Raw genomic sequence first — 17,986 nt, forward strand, 5'->3', positions numbered from 1 at the left:
ACCGCCAGGGGCGGTGAGGGCCCGGGCCATGGCCACCGCCACGGCGCCGTTGTGGCGCTGCAGGTCCCCCGCCAGGCCCAGGCGGGGCCCGCCGTCGGCCACGGCGGGCAGGGGTTCGAGCCACTGCAGGCTGGAGCCGCAACGCAGCGCTTCAGCCTCCAGTACCCGGCGGGCCTCGGGCTCCTGGGCGCAGCTGAAGGCCCGGCAGCCCGCGCCCATCACGGCGGCCTTCTCGGCGGCGATGGCGGCCAGGGTGTCGCCCAGGTGCTCGCGGTGGTCGAGGCCGATGGCCCCGAAGCCGATCACCGGCCGGCGCGGGTGGACGGTGGTGGCATCCAGCCGTCCCCCCAGGCCCACCTCCAGCACCGCCAGATCCACCCGCTCGCGGGCGAAGTGCTCGAAGGCCGCGGCCGTGATCAGCTCGAAGGGGGTGAGCCGGTGCTGGCGGGCCAGGGGCTGCCAGCGGGCCAGGTCGTCCCGCAGGGTGGTGGGCGTGATCCAGGCGTCATCCACCTGGATGCGCTCGCACCAGCTCACCAGGTGGGGGGAGCGGTAGGTGCCGACGTGCACGCCGGCGGCCCGCAGGATCGCGTGCAGGAAGGTGCAGATCGAGCCCTTGCCGTTGGTGCCGGCCACCTGGGCGGCGGCGAAGCGCCGCTCCGGGTGGCCCCCGCCGGCCAGGGCGCCGGCCAGCCGCTCCAGGCCCAGGTCGACGCCGCGGCGGGCGAAGGGTTCAAGCAGGTCGCCCAGGTCGACCGGGGGGGGCAGCGGGGACGGCACGGACAGGAACGGATCAGGGCAGGCTGTGGAGAGCCTTCTCCAGGCGCTTCACCGCCTTGCGCAGCTGGCGGGGCTTGACCACCAGCGGCGGCACGAACCGGACCACCCCGGGCCCGGCCGGCACCAGCAGCAGGCCTTCGGCCATGGCTGCCTTGACGATCTCCGCAGCCGTGGGCCCGCCCTCGCGCAGCACCAGGCCCCGCAGCAGACCCCAGCCGCGCTCGCCGGCCAGCCGCTCGGGGTGGCGGGTCACCAGCTCCTGGAGCAGGGACTGGAGCAGGGCTCCGTTGGCGCTCACCTTCTCCAGCAGTCCCCGGCGTTCGATCTCCTCGATCACCGTGAGGCCGGCGCGGCAGGCGAAGGGGTTGCCGCCGAAGGTGCTGGCGTGGTCGCCGGGGCGGAAGTGGTCGGCCGCGGCCTTCACCGCCAGGGCGCCAATGGGGATGCCGCCACCGAGGCCCTTGGCCATGGTCAGGGCATCGGGCTCGACCCCGAGCTGTTCGTAGCCCCACCAGCGGCCGCTGCGGCCGACACCGATCTGCACCTCGTCGAAGATGAGCAGGATGCGGTGGGCATCGCAGAGCTCCCGCACCCGCCGGAAGAAGGCCGGATCGCCGGGGTTGACGCCGCCCTCGCCCTGGATCGGTTCGAGCAGCACGGCCGCCACCCGGGGCCCCTCGGCTTCACAGGAGGCGAGCAGCGCTTCGAAGGCGGCCGTGTCGTTGTAGGGGAAGTAGCGGAAGCCCGACACCATGGGCTCGAAGCCCTGGTGGTACTTGGGCTGGCCCGTTGCGGTCACCGCCGCCAGGGTGCGGCCGTGGAAGCTGGCCTCGGCGGTAAGGATCAGCGGATCGGCGATGCCGCGCACCTGGTGGCCGTGCTTGCGGGCCAGCTTGATGGCAGCCTCGTTGGCCTCGGCGCCGGAATTGCAGAAGAAGACCCGGTCGGTGCAGCTGCGGGCGGTGATGGCCGCGGCCAGGGCCTCCTGCTCCGGAATCCGGTAGAGGTTGGAGATGTGCTGGAGACGGCCCAGCTGCCGGCAGAGCCGCCGCTGCAGCACCGGATCGCTGTGGCCCAGGGTGCAGACGGCGATGCCGGCCACCATGTCGAGATAGCGCCGTCCCTGGTCATCCCAGAGCCAGACGCCACGGCCCCGCGTCAGAGACAGGGGATAGCGCCCGTAGGTGTCCATCACCGGCTGGATGGGAGCGGTGGGACTCGAACCCACATGCCCGAAGGCGCTCGATTTTGAGTCGAGTCCGTCTACCAATTCCGGCACGCTCCCGAAGGGAGGACTCTAGGCGGCGGGGGTGGGCAGCCTGCGGATCGAGGCGCCGGCGGCGTTGAGCTTGCCCTCCAGATCGGCGTAGCCCCGGTCGAGGTATTCCAGGCCCCGCACGGTGGTGATGCCATCGGCGGCAAGGCCGGCGAGCACCATGGCGGCGGAGGCGCGCAGGTCGGTGCCGTGGACGGGGGCGCCACTGAGGCGGGCCACCCCCTCGACGCAGGCGGTGTTGCCCTGCATGCGGATCGAGGCGCCCATGCGCTGCAGCTCGGCCACGTGCTGGAGACGGTTCTCGAAGATGTTCTCGACCACCATGCTGGTGCCTTCGGCGGTGGCCAGCAGGGCCATGAACGGGGCCTGCAGGTCGGTGGGGAAGCCGGGGAAGGGCTGGGTGCGCAGATCCACGGCCCGCACCTTGCTGGCCGTGAGGATCAGGCCCTGGCCGTCGGCCTCGATGCGGCAGCCCGCCTCCTCGAGCTTGGTGATCACGGCACCGAGGTGCTCGGGCAGGGCGGGGAACACCCGCAGCCGGGAGCGGGTGATGGCGCCCGCCAGCAGGAAGGTGCCCGCCTCGATGCGGTCGGGGATGACGGCGTAGTCGGCCCCGTGCAGACGGTCCACCCCGACGATGGTGATGGTGGGGGTGCCGGCGCCGCGCACCTTGGCCCCCATGGCCAGCAGCAGCCGGGCCAGGTCGATCACCTCCGGCTCCTGGGCGGCGTTGTCGATGACCGTTTCGCCGTCGGCGAGGGCCGCCGCCATCATCAGGGTCTCGGTGGCGCCGACGCTGGGGCAGTCGAGGTGGATATGGCCGCCGGTGAGGCGGCGCTGGCGGCCCGGCACCACGGCGGTGACCACACCGTGCTCGATGGTGACCTGGGCGCCGAGGGCCTTGAGCCCCTTGACGTGCTCCACCACGGGCCGGGTGCCGATCTGGCAGCCGCCGGGCAGGGGCACCTGGGCCATCCCCATGCGGGCCAGGAGGGGGCCGATGCAGAAGAAGCTGGCCCGCAGGCTGTTGACCAGCTCATAGGGCGGGGCGGCGGTGGTGATGTGGTCGCCGTGGAGGACGATCGCGTCGCCACCGCGCTGCACCCGCACCCCGAGGGCGGAGAGGATCTCCCCCATGGCCGTGATGTCGGTCAGGGGAGGCACGTTGCTGAGCCGCAGCGCGTCCTCGGTGAGCAGGCAGGCGGCCATCAGCACCAGGGCTGAATTCTTGGCGCCGCTGACCCTGATTTCCCCTTCCAGACGCCGTCCACCACTGATCTCCAGCCTGGTGCCGGCGATGGCCTTGACAGGCATGGGGGATACGGTCATGGACAGGAGTCCTGGTATCAATTTCGGGGGCATCTTGACAACGAATGATCCCGTCGTCTAGGGGGTCGCCGCTCAAACTGTCTTGCCACCCGCTTGCCGCCAGGGTCCGGAGGGGTGGGTCGCCGGTGATGATTTATGCTCCGTTCAGCGCCGCGGCTTCCGTGGCGGCTAAACGCCCGCGGATGTGGCGGAATTGGTAGACGCGCTAGTTTCAGGTACTAGTGGCAGCAATGTCGTGGGAGTTCAAGTCTCCCCATCCGCATCATTATTTTATGATTGTCCTCAAGATCACCAACGCCTCCGACGTCGTCGCCGCGAACATCGGCCGGTTTCTGGAGCGTCTGACTCCGGACGAGTACGACCAGAACAAGGTGGAGGACATCGTGATCGATCGCCTCGTGGCGAACCTCAAGGCGGAGGGCATCCGTGGTGAGGTGGCGGCCTTCAAGGGGCTCGATCTCAGCGACGACGACCTGGTCATCCACGATCACCTCAAGCTCCGGCGCCGCAAGACGATCTGACATCCCCGGGTTCCTCCCCTGATCAGCGCGGGCTGCCGCCGGGCAGCGAGCCGATCCGCAGCGTCCGCAATCCCCTCGTCCAGGCCCTGCGGCGCCTGCACCGGCCCAGCGGCCGCAAGGAGCAGGGGCTGATCCTGCTGGAGGGGACCCATCTTCTGCAGGAGGCCCTGGGGCTGGGTCTGCGGCCTCGGCAGCTGCTGGCCACGACCGACTGGCTGGAGCGCCATGGTGCTCTGCTGGAGCGGTTGCCGGATCCGGGCCGGCTGCGGATCGCCAGCCCCGAGGTTCTGGCCGCCGCCGCCACCACCGGCCACCCCGACGGGGTGCTGCTGACCCTGGCGGCCGACGACCTGCCCGCCCCGGCGGCAACGCCGCCCGATTTCGTCCTGGTCCTCGACAGGCTCCAGGATCCGGGCAACCTGGGCACCCTGCTGCGCACGGCGCTGGCGGCGGGGGTCGAGCAGGTATGGCTGGCGGAGGGGGCCGACCCGATGCAGCCCAAGGTGCTGCGCGCCTCCAGCGGCGCGGCCCTGGCCCTGCCGATCGAGCGGATGGCGGCCACCGATCTTCCTGGCCGCCTGGCCGCGGCCCGGGAGCGGGGCATGCAGCTGGTGGCGGCGGTGGTGCCCGAGGCGGCTGTCGCCGCCCAGCCCTACTGGGAGCTGGACTGGGGCCGCCCCACGGCCCTGCTGCTGGGCAACGAGGGGGCGGGGCTGGCCCCGGAACTGGCCGAGCTGGCCGACCGGCGGGTGACGATCCCCCACAGCCCGGCGGTGGAGTCGCTGAATGTGGCGGCCGCGGCCGCTTTGCTGCTGCTGGAGCGCCCCCGCCAGGCCCACGGCCGGCCCGGGGCCTGACAGGGGAGAATGCCGCTACCCATGCAGCCCCGTCCGGTGACCGCAGCACCCGCCTCCCCTCCCTCCGGGTTCGATTTCGACGTGATCGTGATCGGTGCCGGTTATGGCGGTTTCGATGCGGCCAAGCACGGCGCCGACCACGGCCTGAAGGTGGCGATCGTGGAATCCCGTGACATGGGCGGCACCTGCGTCAACCGGGGCTGCGTTCCCTCCAAGGCCCTGCTGGCGGCCAGCGGCCGGGTGCGGGAGCTCGGCGACGCCGAGCACCTCAAGGGGTTCGGCATCCATGCGGCGCCGGTGCGCTTCGAGCGCCAGAAGATCGCCGACCACGCCGCCCAGCTGGTGGCCACGATCCGCACCAACCTCACCAAGACCCTGGAGCGGGCCGGCGCCACGATCCTGCGGGGCAAGGGGCGCCTCGACGGGCCCCAGCGGGTGGCGGTGCGCGAGGCCAGCGGCGTGGAGCGGGTGTATGCGGCCCGGGAGGTGATCATCGCCACCGGCTCCGATCCCTTCGTGCCGCCCGGCATCGAGACCGACGGCCGCACCGTGTTCACCAGCGATGAGGCCATCAACCTGGAGTGGCTGCCCCGCTGGATCACGATCATCGGCAGCGGCTACATCGGCCTGGAATTCGCCGACGTCTATACGGCCCTGGGCTGTGAGGTCACGATGATCGAGGCCCTCGACCGGGTGATGCCCACCTTTGATCCGGACATCGCCAAGATCGCCGCCCGCCATCTGATCGACGGCCGCGACATCGACGCCCGCTCCGGCGTGCTGGCCAGCAAGATCACCCCCGGCTGCCCCGTGAAGATCGAACTGGTGGACATGGCCACCCGCGAACCGGTGGAGACCCTGGAGGTGGATGCGGTGCTGGTGGCCACCGGCCGGGTGCCGGTGAGCAAGGACCTCAACCTGGCCAGCATGGGGGTGGAGACCAACCGGGGCTTCATCCCCGTCGACGATGGCCTGCGGGTGCTGGCGAGTGGCGCGCCGGTGCCCCACCTGTGGGCCGTCGGTGATGTGACCGGAAAAATGATGCTGGCCCACACGGCCGCCGCCCAGGGCACGGTGGCGATCGAGAACATCCTCGGCCACGCCCGCCGCATCGATTACCGCTCGATCCCCGCCGCCACCTTCACCCACCCGGAGATCAGTTCGGTGGGGCTCTCGGAAGCCGACGCCAAGGAGCTGGCCGCCGCCGAGGGCTTCGAGCTGGGAGCTGTGCGCAGCTATTTCAAGGCCAACTCCAAGGCCCTGGCCGAACTGGAGAGCGACGGCCTGCTGAAGCTGCTGTTCCGCAAGGACACCGGCGAGGTGCTGGGGGCCCACATCTACGGCCTCCATGCCGCCGACCTGATCCAGGAGATCGCCAACGCGGTGGCCCGGCGCCAGGGGGTGCGGCAGCTGGCCAGCGAGGTACACACCCACCCCACGCTGAGCGAGGTGGTGGAAGTGGCCTACAAGCAGGCCGCCGCCAGCCTGGCCACGGCGGTGGGTGCCTGAGATGGAGATCCGTCGCCGGCCCCCCAACCCCTCGGTGCGGGTGGCCCACCTGGAATTCGGCACCCCCCATCCCGAGGAGAGCCCCCGCCACATCCTCGAGGAGATCGTCTGGGAAAAGGACAGGGAAGTGACGGCCGCCCGGGAACGGGTGAGCCTGGAGTCCCTCAAGCAGCAGGTGGCCGACCTGCCCCCCACCCGGGATTTTCTGGCGGCCCTGCGGGCCAGCTGCCGCAAACCGGCGGTGATTGCCGAGATCAAGAAGGCCAGCCCCAGCAAGGGGGTGATCCGGGAGGACTTCGACCCCGTCGCCATCGCCCGGGGCTACCGGGACGGCGGGGCCAGCTGCCTCTCAGTGCTCACCGACAAGCGCTTCTTCCAGGGGGGCTTCGAGGTGCTGGTGGCGGTGCGGGAGGCGGTGGAACTGCCCCTGATCTGCAAGGACTTCATCCTCACGCCCTACCAGCTGTTCCAGGCCCGGGCCGCCGGGGCCGATGCGGCCCTGCTGATCGCGGCGATCCTCACCGACCAGGATCTGGCCTATCTGCTCAAGGTGGCCCGGGGCCTGGGGCTGGCGGTGCTGGTGGAGGTGCACGACGCGGCCGAGATGGAGCGGGTGCTGCAACTGGAGGGTGTGAACCTGATCGGCATCAACAACCGCGATCTGGCCAGCTTCACGGTGGATCTGGCCACTACCGAACAACTGATGGAACGCTTCGGCGAGCAGGTGCGTGCCCGCGGTGCCCTGCTGGTGAGCGAATCGGGCCTGTTCAACCGGGAGGATCTGGATCGGGCCGTCGGCGCCGGCGCCGACGCGGTGCTGGTGGGGGAGGCGCTGATGCGCCAGGACGACGTGACGGCGGCCCTGGAGACCCTGATCGGGGGCTGAGGTCCTCAGGGCCGCGGGTGGCGGGGGGCGCTCAGCCCTTCTCCAGGATGGCCCGGGCCGCATCCAGCTGGGCGCGGGCTTCCGGGCTCACCTCGGGATAACGCAGGTGCAGGGAATCGAGGGTTTCGATGATCGCGGCCGCCACGGCGATGCGGGTGAACCACTTGTTGTCGGCGGGCACCACATACCAGGGGGCGTGACGGCTGGCGGTATGCCGGATGGTTTCGTTGTAGGCGTCCATGTAGTCATCCCAGAAGGCCCGTTCCTTGATGTCGTTGGCGGAGAACTTCCAGTTCTTCTCGGGGCGGTCGAGGCGCTTGAGGAAGCGCTTGCGCTGCTCCTTCCTGGAGACGTTCAAGAAGAACTTCCGGACGATGATGCCATTGTTGCTGAGGTAGGTTTCGTAGTTCCTGATGTCCTGAAAACGCTCGTCCCAGATGCTCTTGGTGATGCGCTCCGCCGGAAGCGTCTGTCGGGCCAGCATCTCCGGATGCACCCGGACCACCAGCGTTTCTTCGTAATAGCTGCGGTTGAAGATGCCGATCCGGCCCCGTTCAGGCAGGGCATTGTTGGATCGCCACAGGAAATCATGATCCAGATCCACCGATGAAGGCGCCTTGAAGGAGGTCACCTGGCATCCCTGGGGATTGACCCCGCTCATCACATGCTTGATGGTGCCGTCTTTGCCCGCCGCATCCATCGCCTGGAAGATCAGCAGCAGGGCGTAGCGATCCTGGGCATAGAGAAGATCCTGGAAGTGTGCCAGCATCTGTACGCCCATGGAGAGTGCCTCCTGGGCGCGGGGTTTGTCTTCCTGATCCAGATGCAACGTATCGCCGGGATCAAAGTTCTTGAGATGGAAATCCTTCCCATCCTCAATCCGGAAGGGCCTGGCGAATGTTCTGGCGCGCTCGAGGAAGTCCTGTTTCTCCATTCCCTTCTCTCCTTGCCTCGTTTCCAGTGTTAAGTCGTCTGCATGCGGTCCCAGATCCGGTCGCCATCATTCGTAAACCATTCGCGGACCGTTCACATCCCATCCGCAAACAGACAGCGATCTGCCAGGTCCGATCCTTCACCCTAGCCACGGTGTGTGGGGTCGTCAGCCGTGAAGAACAAACCTTATCCCGATGGTTTTTCAGGGTCGCTGATTACACTGAAGGCGGAGAACAGACCGGCGTTCTGACGGCCCTTTCCCTGATTCTTCGGTCGATCGCCAATGCCCGCCTCCCTGGTCAGTTATTCGAAGATTCTGGAGATCGTCGGCGATATTCTCCGGGTCGAGGTGCCGGCCGACGCCACCCACCGCGAAGGGGCGCCCCGGTTCAACGATCTGGCCGTGGTGCAGAACCGCAATGGCACTTCCTCCCTGGCCCAGGTGATCGCCCTGAAGCAGGATTCCGTGTCGCTGCAGGTGTTCCGCGGCACCAAGGGGGTGGCCACCGACTCGGCGGTGCATTTCCTCGGCCATCCGATGCAGGCCACCTACTCCGGCAACATCCTCGGGCGGGTGTTTCGGGGCACCGGTGAGCCGATCGATGGGGGGCCTGGCCTTGAGGAGGATCCCAAGGTCCCGATCGGAGGTCCATCCGTCAACCCGATGTGCCGGATTCTGGCCTCCAAGATGATCCGCACCAACGTGCCGATGATCGACGTATTCAACTGTCTGGTGGAGAGCCAGAAGATTCCGATCTTTTCGGTGTCGGGGGAGCCTTTCAACGCCTTTCTGGCCCGCATCGGGATCCAGGCCGACGCCGATGTGGTCGTGTTCGGCGGCCTGGGGCTGATCTTCGACGATTACTACGCCTTCCGGAAAACCTTCGAGGATGCCGGCGTCTTCGCCCGTACGGTGATGTTCGTCAACCTGGCCTCCGATCCGATCGTTGAGCGTCTGCTGATTCCGGACATGGCCCTGGCGGTGGCCGAACGGTTCGCCGTGGAAGAGGGCAAGCGGGTCCTGGTGCTGCTCACCGACATGACCTCCTTCGCCGATGCCCTCAAGGAGATCAGCATCGCCATGGATCAGGTCCCGGCCAACCGGGGCTATCCGGGTGATCTCTATTCCCAACTGGCCCGCCGTTACGAGAAAGCGGCCGACTATGCCAAGGGCGGATCGGTGACCCTGCTCACGGTCACCACCATGCCCGGGGATGACATCACCCACCCCGTGCCCGACAACACGGGTTACATCACCGAAGGGCAGTTCTATCTGCATGACGGCGTCCTCGATCCTTTCGGCTCCCTGTCCCGGCTCAAGCAGAACGTGATCGGCAAGGTCACCCGCGAGGACCACAACCAGATCATGAACACCTGCATCCGCCTCTACTCGGGGGCACGGGATGCGGAGCAGAAGCAGGCCATGGCGTTCGAGCTGTCCGAGTACGACCAGCGGCTGATCCGATTCGGAGGGCTGTTCAAGGCCAGGTTCATGGACATCAACGTGGATATCCCCCTGGAGGAGGCCCTGGACCTGGCCTGGACCACCCTGGCCGAGTGCTTCCAGGCCAGTGAACTTTTGATGAAGCAGGACCTGCTGGACAAGTACTTCCCAGGCAACAGGCCGACGCCCCCTCCCACCGCGTAAGTCCCATGGCCAGGCTCTCGCTCACCAAGGCTTCGCTGACCAAGGAGAAGTCCCTGCTGCGGACCTTTCAGGACGTCCTGCCGTCCCTGGACATGAAGCGCCGCCAGATCGGCGCGGAACGGGAGAAGGCCCGCCGCCTGCTGGCCGAGGCCCTGGCGAAGGCGGCGGCGCTCGAGCCGGACGTGGCAGCCCGGCTGCCGATGGTCGCCAACACGGCGATCGATCTCTCCAATCTGGTGACCATCGCCGCGCTGGAGATCGGCGAAGAGAACCTGATGGGTACCCGGCTGCCGGTCCTCCAGAGCCTTTCGTTCAAGGTCAGCCCCTATGGCCTGCTCACCAAGCCGTTCTGGGTCGACGCGCTGGTGGTTGTTCTCCAGCAGGCCATGGAGCAGACGATTCGCATCCAGGTGGCCCATCGCCGCGTCGAACGTCTTGAGCGGGCCGAGCGGATCGTGACACAGCGCTATAACTTGTTTGACAAGGTGCTGATTCCAAGGGCCAAAAAGACGATTCGCAACATCTCAATTTATCTGGCGGATGCGGAACGGGCGGGTGTGGTCAATTCCAAGATTGCCAAACGCAAGAAGGAGCGCCAGACACCATGACGATCGTTGCCCTGGCCAAGGTTTCTGTCTTCGGTCTTGCGGCCCAGAAGCAGGTGGTGCTGGAAGGATTGCAGGCCCTTGGATGTCTGCATCTGATTGATCTGGGACCAACGGCGGCCCCGGCTGATTTCACCTCGTCCCAACCGGCCGTTGAGGCCCGCGAAGCCCTGCGCTACCTGATGGATGTGCGCCAGCGCCGCTACCCGTTGAAGGTGGATTCCACGTTCCGGCTCGATGCCGTGGTGGCGAAGGCACTGGAGAACCGCTCCCGCAAGCGGGCTGCCGAGGACAGAATTCTTGTCCTGCGCCACCATCTCGCCGAACTGGCCCCGTGGGGGAACTTCCGGCTGCCCGAACTGGCGGACCTCGGCGGCCAGCGGCTGTGGTTCTATCGGGTCCCCCATGGCAAGCTCGCGGCCTTCCAGCAGGCGCTCGATGGGCTGGCACTGCCGTGGCAGCGGGTCCACGCCAGCCCCCGGCACGGTTATGTCGTGCTCATCGCCGAACAGGAGCCCGACCAGAACCTCCTGCCGGTGAGGCGGGCCCATGTGGGTTCCGAGTCTCCCGAGGCGTTGAGGGCCGAACTGGACCAGGCCCATGTCGCTCTCGATGACATTGAAGCGGAGCATGTGGCCCTCAGCCGCTGGATCTTCCTGCTCTCCAGGCACCTGGTCCGGGCCGATGAACAGGTGGCCCTGGGTCAGGCCGGCCAGAAGACCGCTGATCTGGGCCATGTCTTTCAGGTGCAGGGCTGGATACCGCGCCAGGACCTTCCCCGGCTCACCTGCTTCGCCGAGGGGATGGGGCTGGCCACCTGGGCGGAAAGTCCGACCTCAGACGACTCCCCTCCCACCTTGATGACGAATCCGGATGTGCTGGCGGGCGGCGAAGATCTCGTCACGTTCTACGAAACACCGGGGTATCGCGACTGGGATCCGTCGGTGGTGGTGTTCTTCTCCTTCGCCATCTTCTTCGCCATGATTCTGGCGGATGCGGGCTATGCCCTGGTGCTGGGTGTGCTGCTTGCCGTTTTCTGGAAAGGCATGGGGTCCAGGCCATCCTCGCGTCGCTTCCGTGTCCTGGCGGCGGTCGGGCTGCTGTTCTCGTTGCTCTACGGAATGCTGGCCGGGAGTTATTTCGGAGCGGCTCCCCCGCCCGACTCTCTTCTGGCCCACCTCCATGTGCTGAACCTGGACGACTTCGACACGATGATGAAGGTCTCGCTCGTGGTGGGCGCTTTGCATCTGATCCTGGCCAATGGAATCGTGGCGGTCCGTGGTGGTTCCATCGCTGAGCGGGCCAAGCCCATCGGCTGGATCGCGATCATTCTTGCGGGCCTCAGTCTCTACCTGGGGGCGGGCACGCCTGTGGGCCGGGATCTGGGCCTGGGCCTCGGCAGCGGCGGGCTGCTCACCATTCTGTTGCTGAGCAGCGAGCGGCCCCTGGATTCCTTCGGTTCTGTGCTGCTGCGATTGTTTGATGGGCTGTCCTCACTGGCGGAACTCTCCAAACTTTTCGGCGACGTGATGAGTTACCTGCGGTTGTTTGCCCTAGGCTTGGCCAGTGCCTCTCTGGCCCTGACGTTCAATCAGCTGGCGGCTGAAGTTTATCGCTCTGATGTGCCCCTTGGGGTCGTCATTGCGCTGCTGATCCTGCTTCTGGGTCATGGCATCAATCTGTTGCTTGCCATCATCAGCGGCTTCGTCCACGGTCTGCGGCTCAACTTCATCGAGTTCTTCAACTGGAGCCTTGACGAGGAAGGCTACCCCTTCGCACCCTTCAGTAAAAAGGAGACGGCCTTATGAACAACGACACATCCATTCTGGTCCTTGGCTGGATCGGTATCTATGCGCCGGTTGCGTTGGCGGCGATCGGTGCCTCCATCGGTTGCACCACGGCAGGGCAGGCGGCGATCGGCGCCATGATGGAGGTCAGCAGCGGCTACGGACGTTTCGTCGGTCTGTCGGCGCTGCCTTCATCGATGTCGATCTACGGCATCGTCGTGATGTTCATCCTCAACCGACCGGTGACTCCGGCCAATTCCGGTGGCCTTTTCGGCATCGGCCTGCTGTCGGGTCTGGCGTTCCTGATGGCGGCGATCTACCAGGGACTGTGCTGCGCTTCCGCCATTTCCGGGTCCAAGGCCAAGCCCGAGATCTTCGGCCTGTCCCTGGCGCCGGCCGCCATCGTGGAGGGCTTCGCCGTCTTTGCCTTCGTCTTCGCCCTGGTGGCGGCCGGGGGCATTCCCAAATAGGGCCTCTGCGGCGCCTCTCTGGCGCTGGCGCCTGGGTTCCTTTCCTTTCTCCGCTCTCCTTTCCCTTCTCCGTTCTTCCTCCCCAGCCGGGCAGTTCCCATGGCCAACCCGAAGAAGCTCCGGCATGACACGCCCCTGGCGGTGGCCTCCGGCGTGGAAGACCTGATCACGCGCCTGCGGGACCAGGGCGTCGAGCAGGGCCGCACGGAGGCCGACGCCCTGTTGAAGGAGGCCCAGGCCAAGGCCGCAGCCCTGCTGGCCCAGGCGGAGGAGCAGGCCCGGCAGATCGTCGATCGGGCCAGGACCGAGGCCGCCTCCCTCCAGACCGCGGGGCAGCAGGCCCTGGAACTGGCTTTCCGCGACGCCAACCTGGCCCTCAAGGCCCAGCTCAGTGACCGCTTCACCGGTGAGGTGCGCCAGCTCGTCGGGGAGGAGCAGGAGAAGCAGGAGATCCTGGAGCGGATGATCCTGGAGATCGTCGGCACGCTCCGCCCGGAAGCCGACCAATCCCAGCAGGTGGAGGTGCTGCTGCCTCGGCGGATCGCCGGCCTGGCCGAACTCAGCCAGCATCCCGAGGAGCTGGAGCAGGGCATCCTCAGCCGCTTCGTGCGCCTCACCGCCCGGGGCCTGCTGCGGGAGGGGGTCAGCTTCGGCGTTTCGAAGGGCCCCCAGGCCGGACTGAAGCTGAAGCTGGTCGACCGGGATGTGGTGCTGGATCTGACCGATGCGGCGATCGCCCAGACCCTGCTGGCCCACCTGCAGCCCCGGTTCCGGGCCCTGCTGGAGGGGGTGGTGAAGTGAGCGCCCGATGAAGTACGTCGTCCTGATGGCCAGCCTGCCGCCCCTGGGGTCGCTGTTTGAAGCCGCGACGCCACCGATTTCCAGGCTCAAGCTGGAACACCGCCTGGGACTGCTGGAGTCCCCTGATCGCCACACCCTCGAGCAGATCGCCAATCTGATCGCCTGGTCGTCCCAGCCCCTGGAGCGCAGTGATGCGGCGTTCATCCAGGAGGCCCATGGCTTCCTGACCTCCAACCGCAACCCCACCCTGCGGAGCCTGGTGACGCAGCGCCTGGACATGCGCACGATCGTGGCGGCCCTGCGCCGCCGTCGCCACGGCGAAGCCCAGCCGCCCAGCGGTGAGATCTGGGGGTTCGGTGAATGGGTGGGAATGATCGAGCGCAACTGGAGTGCCCCGGCATTCCAAATGGAGGCGATCTTTCCCTGGCTCAGGCAGGCTCACGACCTGTTGGAGAAGGACGACCTGATCGGCTTTGAGAAGTTGCAGTTCTCCGTCGTCTGGGCGATGTTGAATCGCCTTGCCGCGGGCCATGAGTTTGATTTTGAAGCCTTGATCATCTATCTGGCGCGCTGGAGTCTGGTCAGCCGTTGGTCATGCTACAAAGGAGAAGCGGCCGTCGCCCGTTTTCGTGAGCTGGTGGATGCGGGGCTCGGAAATCACAAAGAACTCTTTTCAGGTGCATCTCAATGAACAGCAGCATTGAGTCTCTCCCTGACTACAACCCTGCCAGCGTTGTGGCCGTTCAGGATGATCTCGTCACGATCCAGATGGCCGAGGCCAAGCCACGGCCCCTGCTCAAGAATGAGGTGATCTATATCTGCCTGCAGAACCGTGGTGGCGAACGCCAGGAAAAGCTGAAGGCTGAGGTGCTGCGGGTGCGGGGCCGCCTGGCCGATGCCCAGGTGTTCGAGAGCACCAAGGGGGTCGGCATCGGCGATCCGGTCGAGCAGACGGGCGAGCAGCTCTCCGTCACCCTTGGCCCCGGTCTGCTGGGCCAAGTCTATGACGGGCTGCAGAATCCGCTGGCCCAGCTCGCCGCCGGCTACGGCACGTTTCTGCCCCGGGGGGCTGAAGTCTCGCCGCTGGACACCGAGAGGAAGTGGTCGTTCCAGCCGGCGGCCCGGATCGGGGACACCCTCCATGCCGGGGATGGGATCGGCACCGTCCAGGAAGGCCGGTTCACCCACAAGATCATGGTTCCCTTCGACCAGCAGGGGACCGTCACCCTGGACTGGATCCAACAGGGAAGTTTCACGATCGACACCGCCGTGGCCCGGATCACCGAGGCCTCCGGGGCGACGCGGTCGCTGACGCTGACGCAGCCGTGGCCGGTGCGCCGCCCCCTGCCCCAGGCGCTGCTGGAGGCCCACCGCTGCGAGCGGCTCTACCCCCAGGAGCCGATGATCACCACCCAGCGGATCATCGACACGTTTCTGCCCATCGCCCGGGGCGGCACCGGCTGCATTCCGGGGCCCTTCGGCGCCGGCAAGACCGTGCTCCAGAACCTGATTTCGCGCCACTCCGATGTGGACATCGTGCTGGTGGTGGCCTGCGGGGAGCGTGCTGGAGAAGTGGTGGAAACGATCACCGAATTCCCCAAACTTTCCGATCCAAAAACCGGCGGTTCGCTGATGGACCGCACCATCATCATCTGCAACACCTCCTCGATGCCGGTGGCGGCCAGGGAGGCCTCCATCTACACCGGACTCACCCTGGGTGAGTACTACCGCCAGATGGGCTACAACGTGCTGCTGATCGCCGATTCCACCTCCCGCTGGGCCCAGGCGATGCGGGAAACCTCCGGACGTCTGGAGGAGATTCCTGGTGAGGAGGCGTTTCCCGCCTATCTCGATTCCTCGATCAAGAGTGTCTACGAGCGGGCCGGCATCATCCGCACCAACGACGGCTCCGTCGGCAGCCTCACCATGATCGGAACGGTGTCGCCGGCGGGGGGCAACTTCGAGGAGCCGGTCACCCAGTGCACCCTGGGAACGGTGAAGGCCTTCCTGGGGCTGAGTGCGGAGCGGGCCTACAAGCGTTTCTATCCGGCCGTCGACATCCTGCTCTCCTGGTCGCGCTATTTCCAGCAGCTCGAGGGCTGGTTCTCCCAGCATCTCTCCCCGGACTGGGTGGGGCGCGTCGCCGCGATGAACGCCCTGCTCAAGGAGGGCGACCGGGTCAGCCAGATGATCCAGGTGACGGGGGAAGAGGGGGTGAGTCTGGAGGATTTCGTCGTCTTCCAGAAGGCCCAGTTCCTCGACATGGTGTACCTCCAGCAGGATGCCTTCGATGCCGTCGACTCCACCACGCCCCTGGAGCGCCAGAAGACCTCCTTCGACCTGGTCTTCGACCTGCTGCACCGTGACCGCGCCTTCCCCGACAAGACAGCCGCCCGGGACCACTACACCCGGCTCACGGGTCTGTACCGCAACCTGAACTACGCCGCCACCGGCTCCCCCACCTACGCCGGCTATCTGCAGCAGATCCAGGCCCTCGCCGCTCTGCCCGCAGTGGCGGCCGCTCAGCCCGGGGAGGCTGCCGTCCCGGCTGGTCCATCAGCCTGAGCCGGGCCCCGGCGTGAAGCCTTGAGGGTCAGGGGCCAGTGGATGCGCCGCCCCAGCGCCGTCTCCCCCCAGGCGGCCGCCAGGGCCGGACGTAACCGCTCCAGGGGATCGTGGCCCAGGGCGGCCCGATAGCGGGCGCTGGCCGACCAGCTGGAGCAGTAGCCGAGCAACTGCTCCAGGGTCCAGGTGGCTTCCATGGCGAAGGGCGGGGTCTCCAGGCTCTCGAAGGGCAGCACCAGGTCGCGGTAGCCGCTCTCCACCAGCGCCTTCTCGGGGGGCCAGTAGGGACCGACGATGTCGGCGTAGAAGTGCTGCAGGAGCGCATCGGGCCCTTCCCCCTCCAGCTCGGGGATGCCGTAGCTCCAGACGGCCAGCACGCCGCCGGGGCGCAGCACCCGCTCCACCTCACTGAAGAACCGGGGCCGATCGAACCAGTGCGCCGCCTGGGCCACGGTGACCAGATCGAGGCTGTCCGCCTCCAGGCCGGAGTTCTCCGCCTCCGCCAGCCGGTAGTGCACACCGGGATGGGGACGGGCGGCGGCCAGCTGGGAGGCGCTGGCATCGGTGGCCACCACCTCGGTGAAGTGGGCGGCCAGGCCGATGGCGGCCTGGCCCGTTCCGGTGGCGCAGTCCCAGGCCCGCTGGCGGGCGGGGGTCATCCCGGCCAGCCAGGCGAACAGGGGCGCCGGATAGGTGGGCCGGTAGTGGGCGTAGGCCCCGGCCACCGAGCCGAAGTGATCGGTGAAGCCCCCGCTCATGCCACCCCCCGGCGATGCCGCCTCGCCAGCAGCAGGCAGCCCACCAGGGCGGTGACGGTGCTGGCCGCCAGCAGGACCAGCACCCGTCCGGATCCGACCGGCCCGGCCGCGCCGAATCCCAGCCGCACGAGGCTGCCGGCGAGTCCGGTTCCCCCCAGCGCCAGCCCTGCCCCCAGCCCGCTCCGTCCCATCGGCAGGACCGTCAGGGAGGTGGCCGTCAGGCTGGTGACCACGAGGCTGTGGAGCACCCCGAGCAGGGCGAGCTGCGGCAGGCCGGGCCCCCGGGGCAGCAGGAGGCCCACCACCAGGACCCCGGCCAGCAGCAGGATCCCCCCCGCCAGGGAGGGCAGCCGCCCCCATCGGCCCACGGCCCGGGCGGTGAGCGGCGCGCCGATTGCCGAGCACAGCAGCAGCACCGATCCCGGGCCCCAGGTTTCCGGTCCGGGCGCAGCCGATCGGGCCAGGCGGGGGAGCAGGTCGAGCAGGATCTGGCCCAGGCCACCCACCGCCAGGGCGAGGCCCAGCAGCAGGGCGGCCTGGACCAGGTCGGCGGGGCCGAGGGGGGTGGCGAGCCGTTGGCGGCCGCCGGGGCCCTGGCCGTTGCGGAAGCTCAGGGAGGCAGATGACCGGCCCGACCGCAGCACCGTCAGGCCCAGGGCCAGCACCAGAGCGCCCAACAGGAAGGTGGCAGCGGGGCCCAGCCGCAGGGCCAGGCGGGCCAGGTCGCCGGAGAAGGCACCGATCAGCCCCTGGCTCACGGTCAGAACCGCCACGGCCAGCGGCAGGGAGCGCAGCGGAACCGCTTCGTTCAGCTGGGCCAGATTGGGACTGGAGGCCCACTGCACGGCCACCACCCAGAGCACCATCAGCCACGGCAGGCCTGGGCTGAACCAGGGGGATCCCTGCTGGAGCAGGCCCGCCGTGGTGAGGAAGATCAGGCCGGCCAAGGTCACCGCCACGGTGATCGGCAGCAGCCGGCCGCGGGCCTGGTCGCCGTGGCGATCGGAGAGGGCCCCGCTGAGCGGTTCGACCACCAGGCCGAGGAAGCCGCCCAGCAGGGCGAAGACCGCCAGCAGGTCGGTGAAGCCGAAGCGCTGCAGCAGCACGGGCTGGTAGGTGCTGTAGACGATCCACCCCAGCTGCAGGCAGGCCTGCAGGGCCACCACACCCCCGACGAGGCCCCAGGGGATCGGGGGAGCCTCAGGCCGGGCCGAAGCCCCGGGCTTGAATGGCTGCACAGGTGTCAACAGCAAGGCCGTCT

General features: G+C 67.8%; 18 protein-coding genes and 2 tRNA genes. 12 read left to right on the forward strand and 8 right to left on the reverse strand.

Features of this window, described 5'->3' with window-relative positions; all coding sequences use genetic code 11:
- The 4 genes from CJZ86_RS07760 to murA all read right to left on the reverse strand — a co-directional run.
- A partial coding sequence (locus CJZ86_RS07760; protein ID WP_286145706.1) for a bifunctional folylpolyglutamate synthase/dihydrofolate synthase occupies nucleotides 1-780 on the reverse strand: 780 nt, incomplete at its 3' end.
- 13 nt (nucleotides 781-793) lie between these two features.
- The gene (locus tag CJZ86_RS07765; RefSeq protein ID WP_502690424.1) at nucleotides 794-2,008 is read right to left on the reverse strand and encodes an aspartate aminotransferase family protein; all 1,215 of its coding nucleotides are present in this window, start codon (nucleotides 2,006-2,008) and stop codon (nucleotides 794-796) included.
- Nucleotides 1,984-2,065, reverse strand: a tRNA-Leu gene (locus tag CJZ86_RS07770). The genes CJZ86_RS07765 and CJZ86_RS07770 overlap by 25 nt, the downstream gene beginning before the upstream one ends.
- Nucleotides 2,066-2,077: 12 nt before the next feature.
- Nucleotides 2,078-3,385, reverse strand: coding sequence for a UDP-N-acetylglucosamine 1-carboxyvinyltransferase (gene murA, locus CJZ86_RS07775; protein WP_198960101.1), 1,308 nt, complete (start codon nucleotides 3,383-3,385; stop codon nucleotides 2,078-2,080).
- A 178-nt stretch (nucleotides 3,386-3,563) separates the two neighbouring features.
- On the opposite strand from murA, the gene CJZ86_RS07780 reads away from it, so the two are divergent.
- From CJZ86_RS07780 to trpC, 5 genes are all read left to right on the forward strand, one after another.
- A tRNA-Leu gene (locus tag CJZ86_RS07780) sits at nucleotides 3,564-3,647 on the forward strand.
- The gene (locus CJZ86_RS07785) at nucleotides 3,616-3,906 is read left to right on the forward strand and encodes a DUF8653 family protein (protein ID WP_502690426.1); all 291 of its coding nucleotides are present in this window, start codon (nucleotides 3,616-3,618) and stop codon (nucleotides 3,904-3,906) included. The genes CJZ86_RS07780 and CJZ86_RS07785 overlap by 32 nt, the downstream gene beginning before the upstream one ends.
- 32 nt (nucleotides 3,907-3,938) lie before the next feature.
- Complete coding sequence (locus CJZ86_RS07790) at nucleotides 3,939-4,763, forward strand: TrmH family RNA methyltransferase (RefSeq protein WP_094585387.1); 825 nt, start codon at nucleotides 3,939-3,941, stop codon at nucleotides 4,761-4,763.
- A 21-nt stretch (nucleotides 4,764-4,784) separates the two neighbouring features.
- Entirely contained in the window at nucleotides 4,785-6,272 is a 1,488-nt protein-coding gene (locus tag CJZ86_RS07795) for a dihydrolipoyl dehydrogenase (protein WP_094585388.1), read from the forward strand.
- A 1-nt stretch (nucleotide 6,273) separates the two neighbouring features.
- Entirely contained in the window at nucleotides 6,274-7,158 is an 885-nt protein-coding gene (gene trpC, locus CJZ86_RS07800) for an indole-3-glycerol phosphate synthase TrpC (RefSeq protein ID WP_094585389.1), read from the forward strand.
- Between the two features lie 31 nt (nucleotides 7,159-7,189).
- Here the strand turns inward: trpC and CJZ86_RS07805 are convergent, their stop codons facing one another.
- On the reverse strand, nucleotides 7,190-8,092 hold the full coding sequence (locus CJZ86_RS07805) for a polyphosphate kinase 2 family protein (RefSeq protein ID WP_094585390.1): 903 nt from the start codon (nucleotides 8,090-8,092) through the stop codon (nucleotides 7,190-7,192).
- A 282-nt stretch (nucleotides 8,093-8,374) separates the two neighbouring features.
- Here CJZ86_RS07805 and CJZ86_RS07810 point away from each other — a divergent pair, with 282 nt between their 5' ends.
- A complete protein-coding gene (locus CJZ86_RS07810) occupies nucleotides 8,375-9,739 on the forward strand; it encodes a V-type ATP synthase subunit B (RefSeq protein ID WP_094585391.1) in 1,365 nt (454 codons plus the stop codon).
- A 5-nt stretch (nucleotides 9,740-9,744) separates the two neighbouring features.
- The gene (locus tag CJZ86_RS07815; protein WP_094585392.1) at nucleotides 9,745-10,347 is read left to right on the forward strand and encodes a V-type ATP synthase subunit D; all 603 of its coding nucleotides are present in this window, start codon (nucleotides 9,745-9,747) and stop codon (nucleotides 10,345-10,347) included.
- Here the strand turns inward: CJZ86_RS07815 and CJZ86_RS17310 are convergent.
- The gene (locus tag CJZ86_RS17310) at nucleotides 10,269-11,081 is read right to left on the reverse strand and encodes a hypothetical protein (protein ID WP_233133910.1); all 813 of its coding nucleotides are present in this window, start codon (nucleotides 11,079-11,081) and stop codon (nucleotides 10,269-10,271) included. The two genes, CJZ86_RS07815 and CJZ86_RS17310, sit on opposite strands and share 79 nt — an antisense overlap.
- Here CJZ86_RS17310 and CJZ86_RS17315 point away from each other — a divergent pair.
- The 5 genes from CJZ86_RS17315 (at nucleotide 11,037) to CJZ86_RS07840 (ending at nucleotide 15,967) form a co-directional block, all read left to right on the forward strand.
- Entirely contained in the window at nucleotides 11,037-12,152 is a 1,116-nt protein-coding gene (locus tag CJZ86_RS17315; RefSeq protein WP_233133911.1) for a V-type ATPase 116kDa subunit family protein, read from the forward strand. The two genes, CJZ86_RS17310 and CJZ86_RS17315, sit on opposite strands and share 45 nt — an antisense overlap.
- Nucleotides 12,149-12,601 (forward strand): ATP synthase subunit C, encoded by a 453-nt coding sequence (locus tag CJZ86_RS07825; RefSeq protein ID WP_094585394.1) that lies wholly within the window; start codon nucleotides 12,149-12,151, stop codon nucleotides 12,599-12,601. Before CJZ86_RS17315 ends, CJZ86_RS07825 begins: the two co-directional genes overlap by 4 nt.
- 99 nt (nucleotides 12,602-12,700) lie before the next feature.
- Nucleotides 12,701-13,402, forward strand: coding sequence for a hypothetical protein (locus CJZ86_RS07830; RefSeq protein WP_190610985.1), 702 nt, complete (start codon nucleotides 12,701-12,703; stop codon nucleotides 13,400-13,402).
- Between the two features lie 25 nt (nucleotides 13,403-13,427).
- Nucleotides 13,428-14,093: a DUF2764 family protein gene (locus tag CJZ86_RS07835; RefSeq protein ID WP_233133912.1), complete on the forward strand. Its 666-nt coding sequence runs from the start codon at nucleotides 13,428-13,430 to the stop codon at nucleotides 14,091-14,093.
- Nucleotides 14,090-15,967, forward strand: coding sequence for a V-type ATP synthase subunit A (locus CJZ86_RS07840; RefSeq protein ID WP_094585396.1), 1,878 nt, complete (start codon nucleotides 14,090-14,092; stop codon nucleotides 15,965-15,967). Before CJZ86_RS07835 ends, CJZ86_RS07840 begins: the two co-directional genes overlap by 4 nt.
- On the opposite strand, the gene CJZ86_RS07845 is transcribed toward CJZ86_RS07840, so the two are convergent.
- Together CJZ86_RS07845 and CJZ86_RS07850 are read right to left on the reverse strand one after the other, a co-directional pair.
- A complete protein-coding gene (locus tag CJZ86_RS07845; RefSeq protein ID WP_094585397.1) occupies nucleotides 15,925-16,725 on the reverse strand; it encodes a class I SAM-dependent methyltransferase in 801 nt (266 codons plus the stop codon). The genes CJZ86_RS07840 and CJZ86_RS07845 overlap by 43 nt on opposite strands.
- Nucleotides 16,722-17,963: a hypothetical protein gene (locus CJZ86_RS07850; protein ID WP_143594096.1), complete on the reverse strand. Its 1,242-nt coding sequence runs from the start codon at nucleotides 17,961-17,963 to the stop codon at nucleotides 16,722-16,724. The genes CJZ86_RS07845 and CJZ86_RS07850 overlap by 4 nt, the downstream gene beginning before the upstream one ends.
- Nucleotides 17,964-17,986: the final 23 nt, after the last annotated feature.

The organism is Synechococcus sp. BO 8801 (assembly GCF_002252675.1).
In the GTDB taxonomy this organism is placed as follows: domain Bacteria; phylum Cyanobacteriota; class Cyanobacteriia; order PCC-6307; family Cyanobiaceae; genus Cyanobium.